Raw genomic sequence first — 21,770 nt, 5'->3', positions numbered from 1 at the left:
ATTCCACGTGGAATATTTGGCTTGGAGGATGGAGGTACCGGTGAACCGGAAGCAGGCGGGTGTGGCGCTGACGCCGATGGCGATCGCGGTACTCGCGCTGCTGGAGGAGCGGCCCATGCATCCGTACGAGATGTATCAGCTGCTCATGACCCGCCACGAGGACGAACTGGTCAAGATCAAGCCCGGCTCGCTCTATCACACGGTGGCGCGCCTGGCCGAGCAGGGACTGGTGCTCGCGGAGGGCACGGATCGGGCGGGCAACCGGCCCGAACGCACCATCTACCGCATCCGATCCGAGGGCCGAGCGCGGCTGCGGGCCCGCATCACCGAGCTCCTGCGCCTGCCGATCAAGGAGTACCCGGCCTTCCCGGTCGCCCTGGCCGAGGCGCACAATTTGCCGGTGCAGGAAGTGATCGCGCTCTTGCGCGAACGCCTGACCTGGATAGACGGTCGCAGCGCCGAGATCGAGGCGCTGCGCGAGTGGGCGGTGAGCCGGCAGGTGCCGCGTCGTTTCTGGGCCGTCATCGAATACATGCACGCGCTCAACGTCACCGAGGGCGAGTGGATCCGTGCCTTCGTCGCCGACCTGGAGAGCGGCGAGCTGCCCTGGGAGGAGTTCGACCCGGAGACCGGCGAACGCCTCGAAATCCTGCCGACCGAAAGCCTGGGCTCGGATTGGGGCGCGGGCCTGAGCGCCGACGACGTGGCCGCGGTCCGCGAGGGCCGCAACCCGCTCGGACCGAGCGCCTCGTGACCACTTCTCTTTCCGGGCAGCCCTTTTCGGCCGCCCCCGCCAGACAGGAAACCTGAATCCATGTCCACCGAACGCAATCCGTGGCTGGCGCTATATGCGCTGGTCGTCGGCTTCTTCATGATCCTGTTGGATATGACCATCGTCGCGGTGGCCAACCCGGCCATCATGGACGATCTGAACGCCGATATCAGCAAGGTCATCTGGGTGACCAGCGCCTACCTGCTCGCCTACGCGGTGCCGCTGCTGATCACCGGCCGGCTCGGAGATCGCTTCGGCCCCAAGAACATCTACCTCATCGGCCTGGCCGTGTTCACCGCCGCCTCGCTGTGGTGCGCCATGTCCGGCAGCATCGAGATGCTGATCGCCGCCCGCGCGGTCCAGGGTCTGGGCGCCGCGCTCATGACCCCGCAGACCATGGCCGTCATCACCCGCACCTTCCCGCCGGACAAGCGCGGCGCGGCCATGGGCCTGTGGGGCGGCGTCGCCGGCCTGGCCACCCTGGTCGGCCCGATCCTGGGCGGCGTGCTGGTGGACTGGCAGGGCTGGGAGTGGATCTTCTACGTCAACGTCCCGATCGGCATCATCGCGTTCGCGCTGGCCGTGTGGCTGGTGCCCGCGCTGCCGACGCACGAGCACAAGTTCGATCTCGTCGGCGTGGCACTGTCGGCCGTGGGCATGTTCCTGCTGGTCTTCGGCATCCAGGAAGGCAACACCCGCGATTGGGACGCGCTGATCTGGCTGCTGATCGCCGCGGGCGTGGTGGTGCTCGGCCTGTTCATCGTCAATCAGGCCCGCAACACCGGTGAGCCGCTCGTGCCGCTGAGCCTGTTCAAGGACCGCAACTTCGCCATGTCGAACCTGGCCATCGCGGCCATGGGCGCCTCGGTGACCGCGGTCTTCGTGCCGTTCTACTTCTACCTGCAGCAGGTGCGCGACATGTCGCCCACCCGGTCGGCGCTGGTGCTCGCGCCCATGGCGATTCTGACCGGCGTCTTCGCGCCCATCGTGGGCAAGCTGTCCGATCGGATGCCGCCCCGGGTGTTCCCGACCATCGGTTTCGCCGCGTTCTCGGCGACGATCTTCGCCTTCGCCGCGCTGATGAAGCCGGACGCCTCGATCCTGGCGTTCCTGATCATCGGCGGCGTCGCCGGTATCGCCAACGCGTGCATCTGGGCGCCGCTGGCCACCACCGCGACGCACAATCTGCCGGTCTCGCAGGCCGGTGCGGGCGCGGGCGTCTACAACACCACCCGCCAGGTGGGTTCGGTCCTGGGTTCGGCGGCGATCGCCGCGCTGATGTCCTCGCGGATCGCGGCGCAGAATCTGCCCGCCGGACCGATCCACGAGGGCGGCGCGGGAATGGCGAAGCTGCCGGAGGCGGTGCTGGACAAGGTCAGCACGGCGCTGAGCCAGTCGATGCTGCTGCCCGGGTTCATTCTGCTGATCGGCGTGGTGGCCTCGGCGCTGTTCGTCGGGCACGGGAAGTCGGCCGAGCAGTCCGAGACGCGGCTCGACAAGGAGCCCGTCGCGAGCTGATCGGCTCCCGACCGCGGATCGGTTGCGAGACAGCCGATCTCAGCCACCGCACAACGAAATAAGCAGGCTCCCGATCGTTTTCACGGCCGGGAGCCTGTTCGCATCCGAGGTCAGTAGGCCAGTGCGATGAGCCAGTGCCAGTCGAGGCGGATCTCGATCGGCATGTCCAGCACCGTTTCCCCGACGATCGGCATCAGGCGGCGATGCGGGCGGTAGTGCCCGAGCACCAGGACGAAGGTCTGGATGTAGGCGACCCGGTCGCGATCCATGTAGACCAGCCAGTACCAGGGGATTCCGGCCGCGGCGTACTCCGCCTGCTTGTCGGTGGTGTCCACGCGTTCGCTGACCGGGGTCACCACCTCCACCACGACGCGGATGCGCGAGGCGGGCAGCAGGCCCATTTCCGAAGGGCTGCAGGAGAACATGACGATGTCGGGCCTGCGCACGGTGAGGCGCGGGGTCTCCCACAGCAGCACGTCCAGGCCGGTTCCGACGTAGAGCACGCCGTCCTGGTAGCGGCTCATATGGGTTTCGGCGGCGCTCTCGAACATCGACGACAGGTGCTTGGCCGCGTTGCCGTGCCAGAGACTCGGGGCTTCGGCGCGCACGATGTCGCCGTTCACCACTTCGACGAGCCGGGCGAACTCCCGGGGGAGCTGGTGCCAGTGGTCGAGCGTGAGCGGCTCCGGCTGCAGGTTCTCCGCCCGCGCCCACTCCAGTACTCCGGTCACGCGGGGCTCCCTCGGATGGGCTCGGACGGGGGTCGACGGGCAGCGCCGATCGTAATCCCGCGGCAGCGGCCAAGAGGCCGTTCGGCACTTTGCCACACCGAAAACCTTTCCGCAGCACGGCAAACCGGTCGAACCTCACCGATTTCGGCGGGTTTCAGCCACCGGGCGATCCGCACCGAGGTGCGACCGTACCGGGACCCCGGCACAGCGGTCGGCGGCATGACCGGGCGGGCGCCGGTCCGCCGGCGCGGGTCGCGAACGAGAGGAGCCCGCCGACCGCGCCGGTCACCTTCGTCGCGGGTTGGAGCTCTCAGGCACCGACGCGGATCGTCACCGAGGGATAGCCGCTCGCGCCGTCGGGCACCACATCGCGCCGGTCGGCGGTCTGGGTTTCACCGGTGCCGTCGGTGGCGCGCGCCCAGAGCGTGTGCACGCCGGGTTCGGCCTGCCAGTCGAAGACCCACTGGCGCCAGGTGTCGATGGTGGGTTCCGCGGCCAGGCGCGCGGGCCGCCATTCGCCGTTGTCGACGCGGACCTCGACGCCGCGGATTCCGCGATGCTGCGCCCACGCGACGCCGGCGACGGTGACCGTTCCTGGCGCGAGGGTGCCGCCGCGCGGGGTGTCGATGCGGGTGCCGGTCTTGATCGGGCCCCGCTCCGACCAGCCGCGTTTGGTCCAGTATGCCTGCGCGCGATCGAATCTGGTGATCTCGAGTTCGGTGACCCATTTGGTGGCCGAGACGTAACCGTATAGTCCCGGCACCACCAGCCGGGCCGGGTAGCCGTGCGCGGTCGGCAGCGGTTCGCCGTTCATGCCCACCGCCAGCAGCGCGTCGCGGCCGTCGGTGAGCGCGGCCAGCGGACTGCCCGCGGTGAACCCGTCGACGCTGCGGGACATCACCATATCGGCGTCCGGGTGCGGGCCGGCCTCGGCGATGAGCTCGTCGAGCCGGTACCCCAGCCACTGCGCGTTGCCGATCAGGTCCCCGCCCACGGGATTCGACACGCACGCCAGGGTGACGAGCCGCTCGACCGGCGTCCGCGCGTCGAGATCGGCCCAGCTCAACCGGATTTCGCGATCGACCATGCCGTGGATCCGCAGCGACCAGTTCTCCCGGCTCAGCTGCGGCACGGTGAGCGCGGTGTCGATGCGATAAAAATCGGCGTTCGGCGTGAGGTACGGCGTGAGCCCCGGCAGCCGCAGGTCGGCCGCCGGATCCACTACGACGGGAACGCCTTTCGGCGTGGGCAGCACGACCTCGGCCCGCTCCCCCGCCACGCTCCGCGTCCGCGTCCCCAGCACGCGCCCCGCGATCCCCGCCCCGATACCCGCGGCCGCCGCGACCGCGATCCCCCGCACCACCAGCCGCCGCTCGACCGCGACGTCCTCCGCCGTCGCGCTGCCCCGGCCGCTCGTGTCCCGTTGCGCGCCCGCCGGTTCCGCCCCCGAGGGCCCACCGCCCGACCCGGTAACCGGATCGAGGCCGGTTGGCCCGCCCGCCGACCCGGCAGTGCCGGAATCGGATACGCCCAAAACCGGCGACGATTCATGGTCGCGCGTCACCGAACGGTTTGAAGCGAGCGTGCCCGCACTCGCGGCGGCGACGACTCCGGCCCAGTCGTCCACCCGGTCGATCAGCGTGCGCAGCACCATGATTCCGGCCCACGTGCCCAGCAGCGCGGGCAGCGTCCACGTCCACGAGGCCTGGGACCGCGAGAGCGCCGCGAGCGCCGCGGCCAGCCCGAACCCCGCGAACAACACCGACCCCGCGGGCCGCTCGGACCGCTCGACGAGCCCCGCGACACCGGCGACCAGCACCGCCACGATGCCCATCACCACGAACAGCACGAGCTTGTCGTTGGTCCCGAAGCTCTGGATGGCCCATTCCCGCACCCCGTCCGGCGTGTGGTCGACGACCCACGCCCCCACGGCCTGCAGCGGGCCCGAGTCCGGACCGATGAACGCCGCGACGACCTCGGCGACCCCGAGGGTCACCCCGGCGGCGACGATGCCACTCCCTATCCGGAATCCACGACCGGTCACACCCCCGACCCTACTGCCCGATTCGCCGCTTCCCCACGGCCCGCCGGTGACATAACCGTGACGGGCGCGGGGGTGGCGAGCGTCAGCGCGGGGCGTAGTTGATCATCCACGGGATCGAGAACTTGTCGGTGATCATCCCGAACGCCTCGGCCCACTCGGTCTTGCCGAGCGGCATCGCGACCTGCCCGCCCGCGGCGAACGCGTCGAACACCCGCTGGGCCTCGGCCGCGCTGTCCACGTCCAGGCTCACCGAGAACGCCGGGCGGTCGAAGCTCACGGTCTGCCCGGGCGGGACGTCCGAGCCCATGAGCAGCGAATCCCCCAGCGGCAAGGTCACGTTCGCGACCTTGTCGCGGAACTCCGCCGGAAAGTCGTCGGTCCCGCCCATGTCGGCGAAACGGGCGATCTGCAGCTCCCCGCCGAGCACGGACCGGTAGAAGACGAATGCCTCCTCGGCATTGCCGTTGAAGACGAGATACGGGTTCACAGCGGTCATGTCTGCCTCCTCGGTCGATTCCTCGGGTGGCCGAACGCGTGCCACCCACAGGGTATGACGACCGGGATGCCCGAATTTCATCGGCCACGCGATGGGCCGCACACGATTCGGCGCGCAGCCGAGCCCGAGCGCACCGGACACCACAGCGCCGGCTGCGACCCCGACGAAAAAGCGCCGCCCGCGGACATTTCCGCGGGCGGCGCCTCGTTCGAGAGCCGTGGGCTAGGCGTAGATCGCGTCCACGTCGGCCGCGTACTGCTTCATCACCACGTTGCGCTTGAGCGACATCTTCGGGGTCAGCTCGCCGCCCTCCTGGGTCCAGTCGACCGGGAGGATCCGGATCTTCTTGATCGCCTCGGCGTGCGAGACCAGCTTGTTGGTCGCGGCCACCGCGGCGTCGATCTCCGACTTCAGGGTGGCGTTCTCGATCAGCTCTGCCATCGAGATGTCCGCGGCAATGCCGTTGCGTTCCTTCCAGCCCGGCAGCGCCTCCTGATCGATGGTGATCAGCGCGCCGATGAACGGCTGGCCGTCGCCGACGACCATGACCTGGCTGATCAGCGGGTGCTGGCGCAGGGAATCCTCGAGCATCGCCGGGGAGACGTTCTTGCCGCCCGCGGTGACCAGGATTTCCTTCTTGCGGCCGGTGATCGAGATGAAGCCCTGATCGTCGATCGCGCCCAGGTCGCCGGTCTTGAACCAGCCCTCGCCGTCGAACGCGTCGGCCGTGGCCTGCTCGTTCTTCCAGTAGCCGCTGAAGACCACCGGGCCGCGGATGAGCAGCTCGCCGTCCTCGGCGACCTTGGCGCCGTGGCCGGGCAGCGGGCGGCCGACCGAGCCGACCTTGATGAACTTGGGGGTGTTGACGCTGACGGCCGCGGTGGACTCGGTCAGGCCGTAGCCCTCGTAGATGGTGACGCCGGCGCCGCGGAAGTAGTGGCCCAGGCGCGCGCCCAGGGGCCCGCCGCCGGAGACGGCCGACTCACAGCGCCCGCCCATGGCCTCGCGCAGCTTGCTGAACACCAGCTTGTCCAGCACCGCGTGCTTGATCTTCAGACCCAGGCCGGGGCCGCCGTTCTGCAGCGACTCGCTGTAGGCGATGGCCACCTCGGTGGCGTAGTCGAAGATCTTGCCCTTGCCGCCGTCGTGCGCCTTCTGCTTGGCGCCGTTGAACACCTTCTCGAACACGCGCGGCACCGAGAGGATGAAGTCCGGCTTGTACTTGCCGAACTGCTCGACCAGCGTCGACCAGTCGGCGGTGTGCGCCACGGTGACGCCGGCGTCGAAGGCGGCCAGGGCCACCGCGCGGGCGAAGACGTGGGCCAGCGGCAGGAACAGCAGCGACTTGCGGCCCGGCTGCAGGAACTCGCTCATCGAGGAGCGGTCCGCGGCCGACTCGGCGTACAGGTTCGCGTGCGAGAGCATGACGCCCTTGGGCTTACCGGTGGTGCCCGAGGTGTAGATGAGGGTCGCCGGGGAGGCGGCCTTCACCTGCGCGCGGCGCTCGTGCACAACGCTGTCGTCCAGCTCCGCGCCACGCTTGGTGAGCTCGGCGATGACGCCGGAATCGAGGATCAGCACCTCGCGCAGGTCGGGCAGTCCGCCCTCGACCTCGGCGACGGTGGCGCGCAGCTTGTCGTTCTGCACGATGGTGATCTTGGTGGCGGAGTCCTCGAGGATCCAGCGCACCTGCTCGGCGGAGGAGCTGTCGAAGATGGCGACGCCGCAGCCGCCGGCCGCCCAGATGGCGAAGTCCAGCACGACCCACTCGTAGCTGGTCGCCGCCATGATGGCGACGCGGTCACCGAGTTCGATGCCGGAGGCGACGAGACCCTTGGCCACTCCCGTCACGGTCGCGGCGAACTCCGCCGCGGTGACATCGTTCCAGCCGCCGTTGCCATCCGGGGTGTTGAAAACGACCAGACCTGGCGTTTCCTTCGCGTGCCGGAACGCGCCGTCCGACATGTTCGCGGTTTCCGGGATGGTGTAGGTAGCCGGGACTTCGAACTCTCGCATCGCTGCCCTCCACATTGAGTAATACTGGCGAGTAATTTACGCCACGCTTCCAGGTCACACCCCACGGACCGCCCGAACATGTTCTCGTTCGCCGGTCCGGGCGGTCACACGCGCTGCGCTGCCTATCCTATGGACCTGGTGGGCGCGGGACGCAGCGCTTGGCGCAGGAAGTCGCCGAGTTCGATCGTGATCGCCGCGGCCGGGGCCACCAGCGACGCCTGCAGCTGCGCGACGTGCCAGAGCCCGTCGGTCTCGGAGAACTCGGTGCGAACACCGGCCGCGGTGAGCTTGTCGACCAGTCGCACGCACTGCGGATGCAGCAGTTCGTCGCGATCGGCCTGCACGTAGGTGGGCGGCAGCCCGTGCAGTTCGGCCAGCAGCGGCGCGTAGCCGATGTCCTGGTTGTCGCCGTCGCCGAGGTACGCGTCGGCGCACGACCGCGACCACGGCCGGGTCAGCACCAGATCCTCGTCCCGCGCGGGCAGCTCGTTGGGGTCGGTCCACGGCGCGATCAACCCGAGCGCGGCCGGCACGTAGCCGTGCTTGTCCCGCAGCCGCAACGCGAGCGCGAGGGAGAGCCCGCCGCCGGCCGAGTCACCGCCGAGCGCGATGCGTTCGGGCCGGTACCCCGTGGCGACCAGTTCCAGGAAGGCCATCTCGGCGTCGTCGAGTCCGGCCGGGAACGGATGCTCGGGCGCCAGGCGGTAATCCAGAACATGGACCGCGCAACCCGTTTCGCGGGCCAGATAGCCCGCCAGCGCGCGGTGGGTGACGGGCGAACCGACCGTGTAGCCGCCGCCGTGCAGGTACAGCACGGTGGCCTGGTCGCTGACCGGGCCGACGGTGACCCGTTCGGCCGGACGCCCGCCGAGGCGGACGCGCTCCACGTGGGTGCCGCGCGGCGGGCGCTGCGCCGGCGCGCCGATCTCCATGAGCTTGCGCTGCACGGTGAAAGGCAGCCGGGCGTTCAGCATGACCCGGAAGACCGGGCGCAGCACCGCACGTGCCACGGGCAGTGGCAGTTTCACGTCCAACATATCCAATTCCCTAGGGCAGGAAGCGCTTCTGCACCACCGCGGAGATGCGCTGGTAGTACGAGCCGGTGCTGCGCACGAACAGGTCGAGCAGCTTGGCCTCCCAGCCGATCAGCACGCGGCCGTGCCCCTTGGCCACGCCCTCGGTGATGACCTGCGCGGCCATTTCCGGGGTGTGCAGCGCGAGCTGCTTGTCGAACATCGTGGCCAGGTTCTTCTGATCCAGGCCCTCGGCGACGGTGGCGTTGCGCGCCACGGCGGTCTTGATGCCGCCGGGATGCACGCAGGTCACCTTGACCGGCTTGCCGCTCATGATCATTTCCTGGCGCAGCGCCTCGGTGAAGCCGCGCACCGCGAACTTCGCCGCGTTGTAGGCGCTCTGGCCGGGCACCGCGATGAGGCCGAAGAGGCTGGACACGTTCACCACGTGACCCGCGCCGGATTCGATGAGGTACGGCAGGAATGCCTTGGTGCCGTTGACGACTCCGTAGAAGTCGACGTCCATGATGCGTTCGATGTCCTTGAACGCGGTGCTGACCACATCGCCGTGATGCGCGATGCCGGCGTTGTTGTAGATCTGGTTGACCTTGCCGAAGTGCTTGGCGACCTCGTCGGCGTACAGCAGCACCGCTTCGCGCTCGGCGACGTTCAGGCGATCGGACTTGATGTCCACGCCGTACCGCTCACAGCGCTTGACCGTCTCGGCGAGGCCGTCGGTGTCGATGTCGGACAGCGCGAGCTTCGCGCCACGGCGGGCCAGGTTCTCCGCCAGGGCGCGGCCGATGCCGGAGCCGGCGCCGGTGATCACACAGACTTTGTCCTTGAAGTAAGCATCGTTGCTCACGTTTACCACTTTCGATTGTGCCGGTTACGGCGAGTATTACGCGGAAACCCGCGCGGTGGATTCGGAAGTCTCGTAGGCGGATACATCGAACTTCTCGAGCAGACTACGGAACCGGAAGGTGAAGTCCGGCCACAGCGTGGTGTTGTTGCCGTGCTTGTCCATGTACCAGGAGGCGCACCCGCCGGTGCTCCAGACCGCGCCCTCGAGCTTGCCCTGCAGCTCGACGTTGTACGCGTCCTGCACGTCCTTGCGGACCTCGATGGTCCGCAGGCCGAGCCGGTCGATGGTGGCCACGGCGTCGGAGATGTAGTTGATCTGCGATTCGATCATGTACACCATCGAGGTGTGGCCCAGGCCCACGTTCGGGCCGAGCATGAAGAACATGTTCGGGAAGTTGTTGATGGCCGAGCCCTTGTACCCCTGCTGACCGCCCTCCTCGAAGACGCCGGCGAGGGTGCGGCCGTCGCGACCGGAAATGGTCTCGTACGCCGGGGAATCGGTGACGTGGAAGCCGGTGGCCACGATGATCGCGTCCACCTCGCGCTCGACGCCGTCCTTGGTGACGACGGAGTTGCCGCGAATCTCCTTGATGCCGTCGGTCACCAGCTCGACGTTGTCGCGGCCCAGGGCCGGGTAGTACTCGTTGGAGATGAGCATGCGCTTGCACCCGATGCGGAAGTTCGGGGTGACCTTGGCGCGCAGTTCAGGATCGCGGACCTCCACGCGCAGCTTGGCGCGGGCCACGGTCTCCAGGATCTTCATCGCGGGCGGGAACTTGGCCAGGCCGACAACCTGGCTCTCGCGGACCGCGTAGATGGCCGCGCGCGAGAGCGCCTGCGCGCCCGGAATGTACTTGAAGGCAAGGCGTTCGGGCAGCAGGTACGGCCGGTCGCCACGCGGCAGCAGCCACGGCGCGGTGCGCTGGTACACGTCCAGATGGGCGACCTGCTTCGCGATGCTCGGCACGATCTGGATGGCCGAGGCGCCGGTGCCGATGACCGCGACGCGCTTGCCGGTCAGGTCCGAATCGTGGTTCCAGCGGGCGGAGTGGAAGATCTCGCCCTGGAAGTCGTTGATGCCCTTGATGTCCGGCAGGTTCGGCTCGCACAGCGCGCCGACGGCGGAGATCAGGATGTCGGCGGTGAAGGGACCCTGCGAGGTCTGGATCTCCCAGCGCGCGGTCTCGTTATCGAACTGCGCGCCGGTCATGTCGCAGCCGAAGATGTGCTTGTCGCGCACCCCGTACTTGTCGGCGACGCCCTGGATGTACTTCTGGATCTCCGGCTGCTTGGAGAACGAGCGCGTCCACTCCGGGTTCAGCGCGAAGGAGTACGAGTACAGGTGCGAGGGCACGTCGCAGGCCGCGCCGGGGTAGGTGTTGTCGCGCCAGGTGCCGCCGACATCATCGCCGCGCTCGAGCACCAGGTAGTCCCGCTGACCCTGCTGGCTTAGGCGGATCGCCATGCCCAGGCCCGAGAACCCGCTGCCGACGATGATGATGTGCGAATGCCGGACCGGCCGATTATCGACAGCTTTGTCTGTAACCTTGCGACTCATGAAATCGAGCGTAAGGTCTTATTGAGTCCGAGTCAACAGTGTTGACTCGCGTTCAGTAGGATTTCCCGGGTGACCGAAGGAGTAGGCGTGAGCAGACCGGCCACGGGAACCAAACGCGTGCGCCTCAGCCCCGAGGAACGCCGTCAGCAACTGATCACCCTGGGCACCCGCATGCTGCGCGAACGGGAACTGGAGGACATCTCCGTCAGCGAGATCGCGAAACAGGCCGGCATCTCGCGCGCCCTGCTGTTCCACTACTTCCCCACCAAACAGGACTTCTACCTGGCGGTCGTCGCGCACGCCAACGCCGAACTGCTGGCCCGCACCGCGCCGGACCCGGACCTGAACATGCTCGACATGCTGCGCGACTCGATCCAGCGCTACGTCGACTACGTCAGCGAGAACCGCACCTCCTACCGCGCCCTGCTGCGCGGACCGGCCAGCGCCATCCCCGAACTCATCGCCATGGTCGATGCGCACCGCGCCGCACAGGTCGAGCGCATCCTGGCCAACTCGCCGCTGCCCATCGAGGACGCCGAACGCCCCGGGCTCACCCTGGCCGTCCGCGGCTGGATCGCCTTCCTCGAGGAGACCACCCTCATCTGGCTGCGCGAGGAACCCATATCCCGCGACGAACTCATCGAACTGCTGGTGGAATCGCTGCCGTCGCTGGCGCTCACCCCCAGACTCGCCGCGGCGCTGCTGGACTGACCTCCGCACGCCGAGCCGCCACACCCGCACGGCGGCAAGGCGTCCCGCGCGGACGACCTCCAATCGCCTACAGCGCGTGCGCGTCCAGCCAGGCGCGTGCCGCCTCGTCCGGGCGCACCCCGTCCTCGCGCACCTGGCGAATCAGGTCCGCCAGGTCCCCGGTGGTCAGCTCACCGGCCACGTAATTCAGTTTGCGCAGCCGAATCTCGTTCAGCTCACCCTTGCGCACCAGCGGCAGCACCATCGCGGCCCGGAACGCGTACTCCGGATCGGCCAGCGCCACCAGATCCCCGCCGCCGTCCGGCAGATAGGCGGGCGGGCCCGACAGCACGCCCAGCCCGATCCGGCCCTCGGCGAGCGCTTTCCGCAGCTCACCCAGGTCGGTGAAGGGCACCGGTTCCGCGAGTTCGCAGCCGTACACCGCGCGCAGCGGCTCGACCACGTCCCGATGCGGATCGAGCGGGGCCCGCTGCGGATCCAGCGCCGGCCCGGTGGCGACGCCCACCGCCAGCCCCGCGCACCGCGGGCCGAGATCCCGCAGCGTGGGCGGGAATTCGGCGACCCGCGTGGCCGCCGCCACGACCACCGGCCGCAGATCGGTGCCGTCCGCGGCGTCACCGACGATCAGGCCCGCGGGCAGCGCCGCGTTGAGCGCCGCGGTCACGGCGTCGGGTTTGCGTGCGGCGGAGCCGGAATCGAGGTCGGTGAGCAGATCACCGCTGACCTCGCCGACCGCGACGACCTCGTCCGCGTCCAGCGCGGCGATCGCGGCCCGCCGGTCGCCGAGTCCGTCCCGGACCGCGGTGCGCGCGCCGGTGCGCGCCAGCGCGCCCGCGTAGACCGCGGCCAGCACCTGCGATTGCGCGGACTCGCCCGCGCCGATGGTGAGCACGGGCCCGGACTCGGAACCGCAACTCGCACCGAGGACCGCCAGCGTCGCGAGCACGGCGACGCGCCGTGTCACGCGCGGTGCCCGCGCCGATCGCCGCCGGGCACGCCGGGCCCGGGTGAGGTAATCCGTTCTGCCGAACACCCGCAACAGTCTGCTCCCCCGGGTTCCGGGAAAGCGGATCGGGGCCTCAACACTCCGAAATACGGTGTCGTGCCAGGCGAATTCAAAACCGACCCGGCGTAGGCGGCGTCGGCGTGGGTAAGCGGGCAATATAAACAGTCAAGTCTGTTTTCTTGGTGGAAGGAAGCCTGTGCACCCCCTACTCACCACGCGGGCCAATGGCCGGCGAAACGCTCGGACCGCCCTGCGTATTCTCGCCGCCGCGGTGGCCCTGGCGGCCGCGATGGTCGCCTCTGCCTGTGGCGGGGACTCCGATCCCCTCGGCGCCTCCGGCGACTGCGGCGGCGACACGAACCACCTCACGGTCGGATCCGCCAACTTCCCCGAGTCCGAGACCGTCGCCAACCTCTACGCGGAAGCCCTGCGCGCCAACGGTTTCACCATCGACACCAAGCTGAATATCGGCAGCCGCGAGGCCTATGTCCCGGCGCTGCGCCAGTGCGCGATCGACCTGGTGCCCGACTACACCGGCAATCTGCTGCAGTACCTGGACAAGAACGCCACCGCGACCGCGGCGGTCGACGTGAACGCCGCGCTGATCACCGCGCTCGGCACCGACCTCGGCATCGGCAAACCCGCGCCCGCCGAGGATTCCGACGCCGTGGTGGTCACCGCGGCCACCGCGCAGCGCTGGAATCTGCGCAGCATCGCCGATCTGGCCGCGCACTCGGCCGAGGTGAAGTTCGCCGCGCCCGCCGAATTCGCCGAGCGCCCGGGCGGTCTGCCCGGTTTGAAGAAGTTCTACAACCTCGATATCGCGCCCGCCAATTTCGTGCCCATCGCCGACGGCGGCGGTCCGGCCACGGTGCGCGCGCTGGTCGAGGGCCAGGTCACCGCCGCCGACATCTTCACCACCTCGCCCGCCATCGCCGCCAACGGCCTGGTGGTACTGGCCGATCCGCTGCACAACTTCGCCGCGCAGAACGTGGTGCCACTGTTCAACACCGCGAGCAAGAGCGACAAGATGATCGCGGTGCTCAACGCCGTCTCCGCGAAATTGACCACCGCCGAACTGATTTCGCTGAACACCGCGGTCTCCGGCGACGCCAAGACCGAACCGGCGGCCGCCGCCAAGACCTGGATCACGGCCCAGGGGCTCGACAAACCGGTCGCGTAGCGCGGGACGGACGAGAACAACGGCGGTAGGGGAACACGGTGTCCGACATCGAATTCAGCGGCGTCAGCAAGACCTATCCGGACGGCACGGTCGCCGTCCACGAGCTCGACCTGCGGATCGAGTCCGGCTCGTTCACCGTGTTCGTCGGCCCCTCCGGCTGCGGCAAGACCACCTCCATGCGCATGATCAACCGGATGATCGCGCCCACCAGCGGAACCATAACCGTTGACGGACAGGACATTTCGACGCGAAACCCGGTGCAGCTGCGGCTCGGCATCGGCTACGTCATCCAGAGCGGCGGGCTGCTGCCACACCGCACGGTGCTCGACAACGTCGCCACCGTGCCGGTGCTGCGCGGTGTCTCGCGCCGCTCCGCCCGGGCGAGCGCGCTGGAACTGCTCGACCGCGTCGGGCTCGATCGCGCACTGGCCCGGCGCTATCCGGCGCAGCTCTCGGGCGGCCAGCAGCAGCGCGTCGGGGTGGCGCGGGCGCTGGCCGCCGATCCCCCGATCCTGCTCATGGACGAACCCTTCAGCGCCGTCGACCCGGTGGTGCGCACCGAACTCCAGGCCGAGATGCGGCGCCTGCAGGCCGAACTGCGCAAGACCATCGTCTTCGTCACCCACGACATCGACGAGGCCATCAAACTCGGCGAGCGCATCGCCGTCTTCGGGCCCGGCGGACGGCTCCAGCAGTACGACCGGCCCCAGCGCGTACTCTCGCAGCCCGCAACGGATTTCGTCGCCGGATTCGTCGGCCGCGATCGGGGCTATCGCGAGCTGTCCTTCCGCAGCGCCGCGGGTGTCACGCTGCTCGACCTCGCGACCCTGTCCCCCGCCGATGTGCCCGGCGTCCGCCTGGGCCGGAACGAATGGCGGCTCGTGGTCGACGCCGCACGCCATCCCATCGGCTGGATCGACACCACCGGCGTGGAAGGGGTCCGCGCCGGGCGCGCGCTGACCGAGTGCGTCGCCGCGGGCGGTTCGCTGTTCCCGCCCGGCGGCGATCTGCGCCAGGCCCTGGACAGCGCCATCTCCTCGCCCTCGGAAATCGGTGTGGCGGTCGATGATTCGGGGGCCGCCGTCGGCGGGATCCGCGCGGCGGACGTGCTGGAACAGCTCACCCGCCAGCGCGCGGACGAGGACGCCGAACGCAACCGCGCGTTCTTCGCCGGGGAACCGCGGTGAACTACCTCCTCGACAATCTCGGCGAGATCGCCGGATTCACCCGCACGCACCTGTATCTGGCGCTGCTGCCGCTGCTGCTCGCGCTGGTCATCGCGGTGCCGATCGGCGCGCTGGTGCACCGCACCCGCTGGCCGCGGCGCATCACCACCACCGTCGCGAGCATCGCCTACACGATTCCCTCGCTCGCGCTGTTCGTGATCATTCCCCCGCTGCTGGGCATCGCGGTCATCGATCCGCTCAACGTGGTGATCGCCCTGACCATCTACTCGGTGGCGCTGCTGGTCACCGCGGTGCCCGCCGCCCTGGACTCGGTGCCCGCGGCCGTGCTCGACGCCGCCGACGCCATCGGCTACACCCGGCTGCGGCGGGTGCTCACCGTCGACTTCCCGCTCGCTCTCCCGGTATTCGTCGCCAACCTGCGGGTCGTGGCCGTCACCAACATCTCGATGGTGACCGTCGGCGCGCTCATCGGCGTCGGCGGGCTCGGCAAGCTCTTCACCCAGGGGTATCAGCGCGACTATCCGGACGAGATCGTCGCGGGCATCATCGTGGTGCTCGTCCTGGCGCTCATCGTGGACCGCGCGCTGTTCCTGCTCGGCAGGCTGGCCACCCCGTGGCTGCGCGACAGCCGCACCGCGAAAGGGCCCGCCGCATGAGTCTTTTCGCGGATGCCTGGGCCTTCCTCGCCGACGGCGCGAACTGGTCCGGGCCCACCGGCATCGGGGTTCGCGTACTGCAGCACCTCTGGTACACCGTGCTGGCCGTGGGACTTTCGGCGCTGATCGCGGTGCCCCTCGGCCTCGCTATCGGGCACACCCGGCGGGGTTCGGCGCTGATCGTCGGCTTCGCCAACGCCATGCGCGCCCTGCCGACCCTGGGCCTGCTCACCTTCGCGGTGCTCGGCCTTGGCCTGGGCCTGCTGCCGCCGATCCTGGCCCTGCTGACCGTCGGCATCCCGCCGCTGCTGGCCGGCGCGTACGCCGGGATCGCGAACGTCGACCACACGGTGGTGGACGCCTCGCGGGCCATGGGCATGACCGAACGCCAGGTCCTGTTCCGCGTGGAACTGCCCAACGCGCTCCCGGTGCTGCTCACCGGGCTGCGCGCGGCCACCCTGCAGGTGGTCGCGACCGCGACCATCGCCGCCTACGTCAATCTGGGCGGACTGGGCCGCTACATCTTCGACGGCATCGGCCTCTACCGCTACGACCGCGTGCTCGTCGGCGCGATCCTGGTCGCCGCGCTGGCGCTGATCCTGGACGCGCTGCTGGCGGCCGCGGTGTGGGCCGCGGCCCCCGGCTCGGGCCGCCTGCGCCGGACCATCGCGGACCCCGCGCCACCCCCCGACCAGCGATCGGCTACCTCTCAGCAAAGAACGCATTGACCTCGACTGTGATCCGGGACACGATGGGCAGTGGCTACAGCACCATCCACTTCCGAGGAGGTTTTGCGTGAAAGCCATGAAAGCCCGCGACATCATGCACGACAGCGTGGAGTGCATACCGGCGGACGAGACCCTGGACCGCGCCGCGCAACTGATGCGCAACATGGACGTCGGCGCGCTCCCCATCTGCAACAACGAGCGCATGATCGGCATGCTCACCGACCGCGACATCGTGGTCCGATGTATCGCCGAGGGCCACGATCCCGCCCGCGTCCGCGCCGGCGACCTCGCGACGGGCACCCCGCGCTGGGTCGACGCCGACACCGACGTCTCCGAGGTCCTGGAGATCATGGAACAGAACCAGATCAAGCGCCTGCCCGTGGTCGACATGGCGAACGGCAAACGCCTGATCGGCATGATCTGCGAGTCCGATCTGGCCCGCAACGTCTCGGACAAGCAGCTGGCCGAGTTCGTGGCCGCGGTGACCGCCTCACCGAGAATGCAGCGGACCACCGAGCGCCGCTGACCGTCGTTTCCTCTGAAATTGATCCGGCCCCCGCACAGGAACTGTGCGGGGGCCGGGACTTTCAGCGGAGTGCGACTACGCGACGCCTTCGGCGATCGCCGCCGCGCCCACGGCCGCGGCGACGGCCGGGGCCACGCGCGGGTCCAGCGGACTGGGGATGATCTTGTCCACGGCCAGTTCGTCCTTGACCACCGCGAAGATGGCGTCCGCGGCGGCGACCTTCATGCCCTCGGTGATGCGGCGCGCGCCCACGTCGAGCGCGCCCTTGAACACGCCGGGGAAGGCCAGCACGTTGTTGATCTGGTTCGGGAAGTCCGACCGGCCGGTGGCCACGATCGCGGCGTACTTGGCGGCCACGTCGGGGTGGATCTCCGGATCCGGGTTCGACATGGCGAACACGATGGACTCCGGGGCCATCGACGCGATGAGCTCCTCGGCGACGGTGCCCGCCGACAGGCCCAGGAACACGTCGGCGCCGGCGAGCGCCTCGGCCGGACCGCCGGTGATGTCGCGCGGGTTGGTGCGCTGGGCCAGATCCAGCTTCACGTCGTTGAGGTCGCCGCGGTCACGGCTGACGATGCCCTTGGAGTCGAGCACGATCGCGTCCTTGACGCCCGCGGCCAGCAGGATGTCGGTGCACGCCACGCCGGCGGCGCCCGCACCCGAGACCACGACCTTCATCTCGGACATGTCGCGGCCCTGCACGGCGGCGGCGCCCTTGAGCGCGGCCAGCACCACGATCGCGGTGCCGTGCTGGTCGTCGTGCATGACCGGGCAGTCCAGGGCCTCGATGACGCGCTTCTCGATCTCGAAGCAGCGCGGCGCGGAGATGTCCTCGAGGTTGACCGCGCCGAAGCTCGGACGCAGCAGGATCAGCGTTTCGACGATCTTGTCGACATCCTTGGTGTCGAGCACGATCGGGATCGAGTCCAGTCCGGCGAACTTCTTGAACAGCGCCGCCTTGCCCTCCATCACCGGCAGCGAGGCGCGCGGGCCGATGTCGCCCAGGCCCAGCACCGCGGTGCCGTCGGACACGACCACGACCAGGCGCTCGGCCCAGGTGTAGGTCTTGGCGAGCGATTCGTCCGCGTGAATGCCGCGGCACACCTGCGCTACACCCGGGGTGTAGGCGATGGAGAGATCGCGCTGGGTCTCCAGCGGCGCGGTGAGTTCGACCGAGAGCTTGCCGCCCAGGTGGCCCGCGAAAATTTCTTCCGTGGTGATGTCGGCCAGGTTCGCGTTGCTCGCGGGGGCATTCACTGCTTCAGTCACGGGTGACACGATTTCACTCCATCTCGGTGCGGACTCAACCGTTTGACGGTTACCGTTCGGTAATAGCTATTTCAGGTTTCTTGCTCTATATCGGGCGCGCCGCACTGCTTCACCGATACCGTTACTTCGGAACTGCGCCGGTCTATCGAGCAAGTGTCACAAAGCATTACGAGTATCGGTTCACGAAGCCGAGGCAGCGTGTCGCGGCACAGATCGTCGAGCGGGAACCGGACGGGTGGGTCCGGGCGATGTCGCCGGGGTGATCGTGGGTGAATCCGCGAGTCAGCGGATCGTGATCACCGAGTGTCCCGGGCCGGGCGGTCGGCTCCAACCGGGGATCGCAACATTCTGCCAGTAGCTGCGACGACGCGCCAAATCGGGTCCGGGCCCATCGCGCGCGTTCACCATCAACGAAGCCTAGGCGAGGCGAATCACCCCCAGGTAAAGGGAAACTCGCACGTCCGGCCGCGACCGTGGAGAACTGTCACAACGCGGCGACGACCACCGCGGTGAGCTGTCATGCCTGGTTGGCAGGCTCACCTGTGAGCACGCTGCACGACCCGCCGGACCAGCGGATCAGTGCAATTCGATCTCCGTCAGCGTCGGCTCGTGCACCAGGGCCGCGGACCGGGTCCGGCTGTGCTTGCCCGCCGCGTCGGGCAGTGGCGCGTCGTCGGGGAGCACCAGCGGCGGGACCGGCCCGCGCATGGACCGCGGCGCGGCCGAGCGTTCCGGGCGCACCCACACGCTGTCGAGCCCGCCCGAGAGCAACCGTACGCGCCAATCACCGGCCGCACAGGGGTGATCGGTGCGGCGATGCATCCCGCGCGTCTCGGTGCGCGCCAGCGCGCTGTACTTGGTCCAGCGCGCCACCGCCAGCAGCGCCGCCGCCTGTCTGGCCCGCAGCCGGTGCGCGCCCGCGCCGCCGAGGTCGAATTCGGCGCCGGGCCACATGCCGTCCAGCTCGCCGATGCTGTCCCGCAGGCTGCCGTCGCTGCGCCAGTAGCTGCGGCGCAACGGCAGCGTGTGCTCCTGGACCAGTCCGATGACCGCGCGCGGATCGATGCGCGCCTTCGCGCCGAGCCCCGCGCCCGGCACTGCGCGGGTCTTGCCCGCCCGCCGCCGGGTGCTCGCGTAGCGCGCCGCGCCCGCGCCCGCCCAGACCCCGGAGGAGATCGCCCAGGCCCCGTTCTGCCCGCCGAAGCCGGAGACCGCGCCGGTCACCGGCTCGCGGGTGGTCACGTCGCCCGCGGCGTAGAGCCCGGGAACCGTGGTGGCGCAATCGGCTCCGGCCAGTCGCAGGCCACCGGTCCCGCGCACCGTGCCCTCGAACACCGGGCGCAGGGCCACATGATCAGGTGTGCTCGCGTCCCCGTGCAATCGCTCGCGGACCGATTCGGGGAGGTCGTCGAGGGCCGCGTAGACCCGGCGGCCGTCTGCGATCGCGGTGAATGCCCGCACCCGGGATTCGGCGCCGTGCTCGCACAGCACCGCGCGCGACTCGTCGTAGAGCGTGGCGGCGTCGATGAGCCGATCGGGCACTACGAGCGACGCGCCGGCGCCGGTCCGTCGCGAATCACCGGCGGGCACCAGCGAATACGCGTTGGAGAATTCCATCCCCGAGAGTTCGGCGCCGGCCTCGGCGCCCATCAGCAGGCCGTCACCGGTCGCGACGTCGGTGCCCGCGCCGCCGGACAGGAACGCGCAGCCGCCGGTGGCGAGCACCACCGCGCGCGCCCGCACGATCCAGGCGTGCGCCTCACCCCGCAGGGCCACCCCCGCCGCGCCCGACACGACGCCGTCGGCGTCGGTGAGCAGCTGTAATGCCGGGTGGTGGTCCAGGATTCGTACACCGGCGACGATCATGCTGCGCCGCATGCGGCCCAGGTACGCCGGGCCGTCCAGGTGAATTCGACTGGGCAGCCCGTGCGGTTCCGCGGACCGCGCGCTCCCCCCGACCAGTTGGCCGACACGCCGGTGCGTCTCGTCCAGGACGCGGTACATCCATTCGGGATCGGCGAGTCCGCCGCCGTGCGCGAAACTCCGCGCCACCGCCTCGTCGCGCGCGGGGCCCGGCGCGATGTTCCACAGTGTCGCGCCGCCGTGCGCGGTGGGCCCGCTGGTTCCACAGTGCGCCTTGTCGACCAGCAATACCCGGGCGCCGGTGGCGGCCGCCGCGAGCGCCGCCCAGGCCCCGGCCGGGCCACCGCCCAGCACGAGCACATCGGCGTCGAATTCGGTCATATCGACAAATGTTCGACCAGAGTTCAACTGCTCGCAACTGTTATGCGTGTATCAATTCCACCACTGGGCCCACAACAGATATCCGGCCAGTAGAAAAACAACCATGGACCCGAAAAAAGCCGCCGAACCCGAACGCCTATCCGAATAAATTTGCGCGGCGACCACCGCTATCGCCGCGACCACGTGCCACGCGACATCGGCGGCTCCCGGGCCCGGAAACCCGCGCCGCGCGCCCACGATCTCGGCGCCGACGACCGTCGCCGCCAGCACCACCGTGCCGCCCGCGACGATGCCGCTCAGCCCGCGCAGCACCTTCATCCCGTGATCACCGGAACCCCGCTCGCCTTCTCCACGAGCCGCTCGAATTGTTCTGGATCCGTGGTGAATTCACCGAGCCGGATGGTTTTGTTGCGACCGTGGTAATCCGAGGACCCGGTCGTGAGCAGACCGAGTTCGGCGGCCAGGTCCGCCAGCACCGCGCGATCGGCGGCACTGTGGTCGGGATGGTCCAGCTCCAGCCCGCCGAGACCCTGCTCGCTCAACTCCCGGATGTGATCCAGCGCCAGCAACCGGCCGCGTTTGCGGGCCCGCGCGTGCGCGATCACGCTCACCCCGCCCGCCGTGGCCACCATCTCCACCGCGCGCTCCAACGGCGTGTCGGCCTTCTCCACGTAGTAGCGGCCGTCGGAGGACAGCAGATCCTGGAAGGCCGCGTCCACCGTCGGCACCACGCCCGCCTCCACCAGCGCCCGGGCCAGATGCGGCCGGCCCGCCGACGGCCCCGCCGACGCCATCACCGCGTCCGGATCCACCGGCAGACCGTCGGCCCGCATCTGCTCGGCCATGGACCGCAACCGCACGATGCGCTCGGCCCGCAACCGCTCCCGCTCCTGGGCGAAGCACGCGTCGGCCGGATCGAACAGGTAGGCCAGCAGGTGCACCGCCACCGGCCAGCCGTCCGCGCCGTTGCCCACGCACGACATCTCCATGCCCCGCACCAGCGTCAGGCCGGGCGGCAGCGCCGCGACCGCCTCGGCCCACCCCGAGGTGGTGTCGTGATCGGTCAGGGCGACCACGTCGAGCCCGGCGGCCGCGGCGTTGGCGATCAGCTCGGCCGGGGTGTCGGTGCCGTCGGAGGCATTGGAATGAGTGTGAAGATCGATGCGCACACCCCCATCTTGCCCGCGCGCGCCCGTAACGATCGGACGTGGCCCGCGCACGCCGCACGCGGGTGCCCCGGCGGCG

The 21,770-nt window shown here is 69.5% G+C and carries 20 protein-coding genes; 8 read left to right on the top strand and 12 right to left on the bottom strand.

Going from position 1 to position 21,770, the window contains the following annotated elements; genetic code table 11:
• The first annotated feature begins 40 nt into the window (after positions 1-40).
• Both ACWIGI_RS14395 and ACWIGI_RS14390 read left to right on the top strand, forming a co-directional pair.
• Positions 41-754, top strand: coding sequence for a PadR family transcriptional regulator (locus ACWIGI_RS14395; RefSeq protein WP_454202831.1), 714 nt, complete (start codon positions 41-43; stop codon positions 752-754).
• Positions 755-814: 60 nt separating this feature from the next.
• On the top strand, positions 815-2,290 hold the full coding sequence (locus ACWIGI_RS14390; RefSeq protein ID WP_454202830.1) for a DHA2 family efflux MFS transporter permease subunit: 1,476 nt from the start codon (positions 815-817) through the stop codon (positions 2,288-2,290).
• Between the two features lie 110 nt (positions 2,291-2,400).
• Here ACWIGI_RS14390 and ACWIGI_RS14385 read toward each other — a convergent pair whose 3' ends face one another.
• The 7 genes from ACWIGI_RS14385 to ACWIGI_RS14355 all read right to left on the bottom strand — a co-directional run bounded on the left by ACWIGI_RS14385 (position 2,401) and on the right by ACWIGI_RS14355 (position 11,012).
• Positions 2,401-3,021 (bottom strand): Uma2 family endonuclease, encoded by a 621-nt coding sequence (locus tag ACWIGI_RS14385; RefSeq protein ID WP_454202829.1) that lies wholly within the window; start codon positions 3,019-3,021, stop codon positions 2,401-2,403.
• Positions 3,022-3,331: 310 nt separating this feature from the next.
• Complete coding sequence (locus ACWIGI_RS14380; protein ID WP_454202828.1) at positions 3,332-5,065, bottom strand: molybdopterin-dependent oxidoreductase; 1,734 nt, start codon at positions 5,063-5,065, stop codon at positions 3,332-3,334.
• 82 nt (positions 5,066-5,147) lie between these two features.
• The gene (locus ACWIGI_RS14375; protein WP_454202827.1) at positions 5,148-5,561 is read right to left on the bottom strand and encodes a VOC family protein; all 414 of its coding nucleotides are present in this window, start codon (positions 5,559-5,561) and stop codon (positions 5,148-5,150) included.
• A gap of 222 nt (positions 5,562-5,783) precedes the next feature.
• Positions 5,784-7,577: an AMP-dependent synthetase/ligase gene (locus ACWIGI_RS14370; protein WP_454202826.1), complete on the bottom strand. Its 1,794-nt coding sequence runs from the start codon at positions 7,575-7,577 to the stop codon at positions 5,784-5,786.
• Between the two features lie 122 nt (positions 7,578-7,699).
• A complete protein-coding gene (locus tag ACWIGI_RS14365; protein WP_454202825.1) occupies positions 7,700-8,614 on the bottom strand; it encodes an alpha/beta hydrolase in 915 nt (304 codons plus the stop codon).
• A 10-nt stretch (positions 8,615-8,624) separates the two neighbouring features.
• Complete coding sequence (locus ACWIGI_RS14360) at positions 8,625-9,455, bottom strand: SDR family NAD(P)-dependent oxidoreductase (RefSeq protein WP_454202824.1); 831 nt, start codon at positions 9,453-9,455, stop codon at positions 8,625-8,627.
• A 36-nt stretch (positions 9,456-9,491) separates the two neighbouring features.
• Positions 9,492-11,012: a flavin-containing monooxygenase gene (locus tag ACWIGI_RS14355; protein WP_454202823.1), complete on the bottom strand. Its 1,521-nt coding sequence runs from the start codon at positions 11,010-11,012 to the stop codon at positions 9,492-9,494.
• A gap of 87 nt (positions 11,013-11,099) precedes the next feature.
• On the opposite strand from ACWIGI_RS14355, the gene ACWIGI_RS14350 reads away from it, so the two are divergent.
• A complete protein-coding gene (locus tag ACWIGI_RS14350; RefSeq protein ID WP_454202822.1) occupies positions 11,100-11,723 on the top strand; it encodes a TetR/AcrR family transcriptional regulator in 624 nt (207 codons plus the stop codon).
• A 67-nt stretch (positions 11,724-11,790) separates the two neighbouring features.
• On the opposite strand, the gene ACWIGI_RS14345 is transcribed toward ACWIGI_RS14350, so the two are convergent.
• Positions 11,791-12,687: a glycine betaine ABC transporter substrate-binding protein gene (locus ACWIGI_RS14345; protein ID WP_454202821.1), complete on the bottom strand. Its 897-nt coding sequence runs from the start codon at positions 12,685-12,687 to the stop codon at positions 11,791-11,793.
• A 331-nt stretch (positions 12,688-13,018) separates the two neighbouring features.
• Here ACWIGI_RS14345 and ACWIGI_RS14340 point away from each other — a divergent pair, with 331 nt between their 5' ends.
• The 5 genes from ACWIGI_RS14340 (at position 13,019) to ACWIGI_RS14320 (ending at position 17,009) form a co-directional block, all read left to right on the top strand.
• A complete protein-coding gene (locus ACWIGI_RS14340) occupies positions 13,019-13,912 on the top strand; it encodes an ABC transporter substrate-binding protein (protein WP_454202861.1) in 894 nt (297 codons plus the stop codon).
• A 38-nt stretch (positions 13,913-13,950) separates the two neighbouring features.
• A complete protein-coding gene (locus tag ACWIGI_RS14335; RefSeq protein ID WP_454202820.1) occupies positions 13,951-15,099 on the top strand; it encodes an ABC transporter ATP-binding protein in 1,149 nt (382 codons plus the stop codon).
• Positions 15,096-15,755, top strand: coding sequence for an ABC transporter permease (locus ACWIGI_RS14330; RefSeq protein WP_454202819.1), 660 nt, complete (start codon positions 15,096-15,098; stop codon positions 15,753-15,755). The genes ACWIGI_RS14335 and ACWIGI_RS14330 overlap by 4 nt, the downstream gene beginning before the upstream one ends.
• Entirely contained in the window at positions 15,752-16,483 is a 732-nt protein-coding gene (locus ACWIGI_RS14325) for an ABC transporter permease (protein WP_454202818.1), read from the top strand. Before ACWIGI_RS14330 ends, ACWIGI_RS14325 begins: the two co-directional genes overlap by 4 nt.
• A 76-nt stretch (positions 16,484-16,559) precedes the next feature.
• Positions 16,560-17,009: a CBS domain-containing protein gene (locus ACWIGI_RS14320; protein WP_454202860.1), complete on the top strand. Its 450-nt coding sequence runs from the start codon at positions 16,560-16,562 to the stop codon at positions 17,007-17,009.
• 75 nt (positions 17,010-17,084) lie between these two features.
• Here the strand turns inward: ACWIGI_RS14320 and ACWIGI_RS14315 are convergent, their stop codons facing one another.
• The 4 genes from ACWIGI_RS14315 to ACWIGI_RS14300 all read right to left on the bottom strand — a co-directional run bounded on the left by ACWIGI_RS14315 (position 17,085) and on the right by ACWIGI_RS14300 (position 21,694).
• Entirely contained in the window at positions 17,085-18,290 is a 1,206-nt protein-coding gene (locus ACWIGI_RS14315; protein ID WP_454202817.1) for an NAD(P)-dependent malic enzyme, read from the bottom strand.
• A 567-nt stretch (positions 18,291-18,857) separates the two neighbouring features.
• Positions 18,858-20,525 carry an FAD-binding protein gene (locus ACWIGI_RS14310; protein WP_454202816.1) on the bottom strand — a complete coding sequence of 556 codons (1,668 nt, stop codon included), beginning with the start codon at positions 20,523-20,525 and terminating at the stop codon, positions 18,858-18,860.
• 51 nt (positions 20,526-20,576) lie between these two features.
• Positions 20,577-20,843, bottom strand: coding sequence for a hypothetical protein (locus ACWIGI_RS14305; protein ID WP_454202815.1), 267 nt, complete (start codon positions 20,841-20,843; stop codon positions 20,577-20,579).
• Entirely contained in the window at positions 20,840-21,694 is an 855-nt protein-coding gene (locus ACWIGI_RS14300) for a PHP domain-containing protein (RefSeq protein ID WP_454202814.1), read from the bottom strand. Before ACWIGI_RS14300 ends, ACWIGI_RS14305 begins: the two co-directional genes overlap by 4 nt.
• Positions 21,695-21,770: the final 76 nt, after the last annotated feature.

The sequence above is a fragment of the Nocardia sp. NPDC055321 genome, from assembly GCF_053645575.1.
The sequence above is the reverse complement of the archived record's forward strand: the minus strand, read 5'-3'. Positions and strand labels throughout refer to the sequence as shown.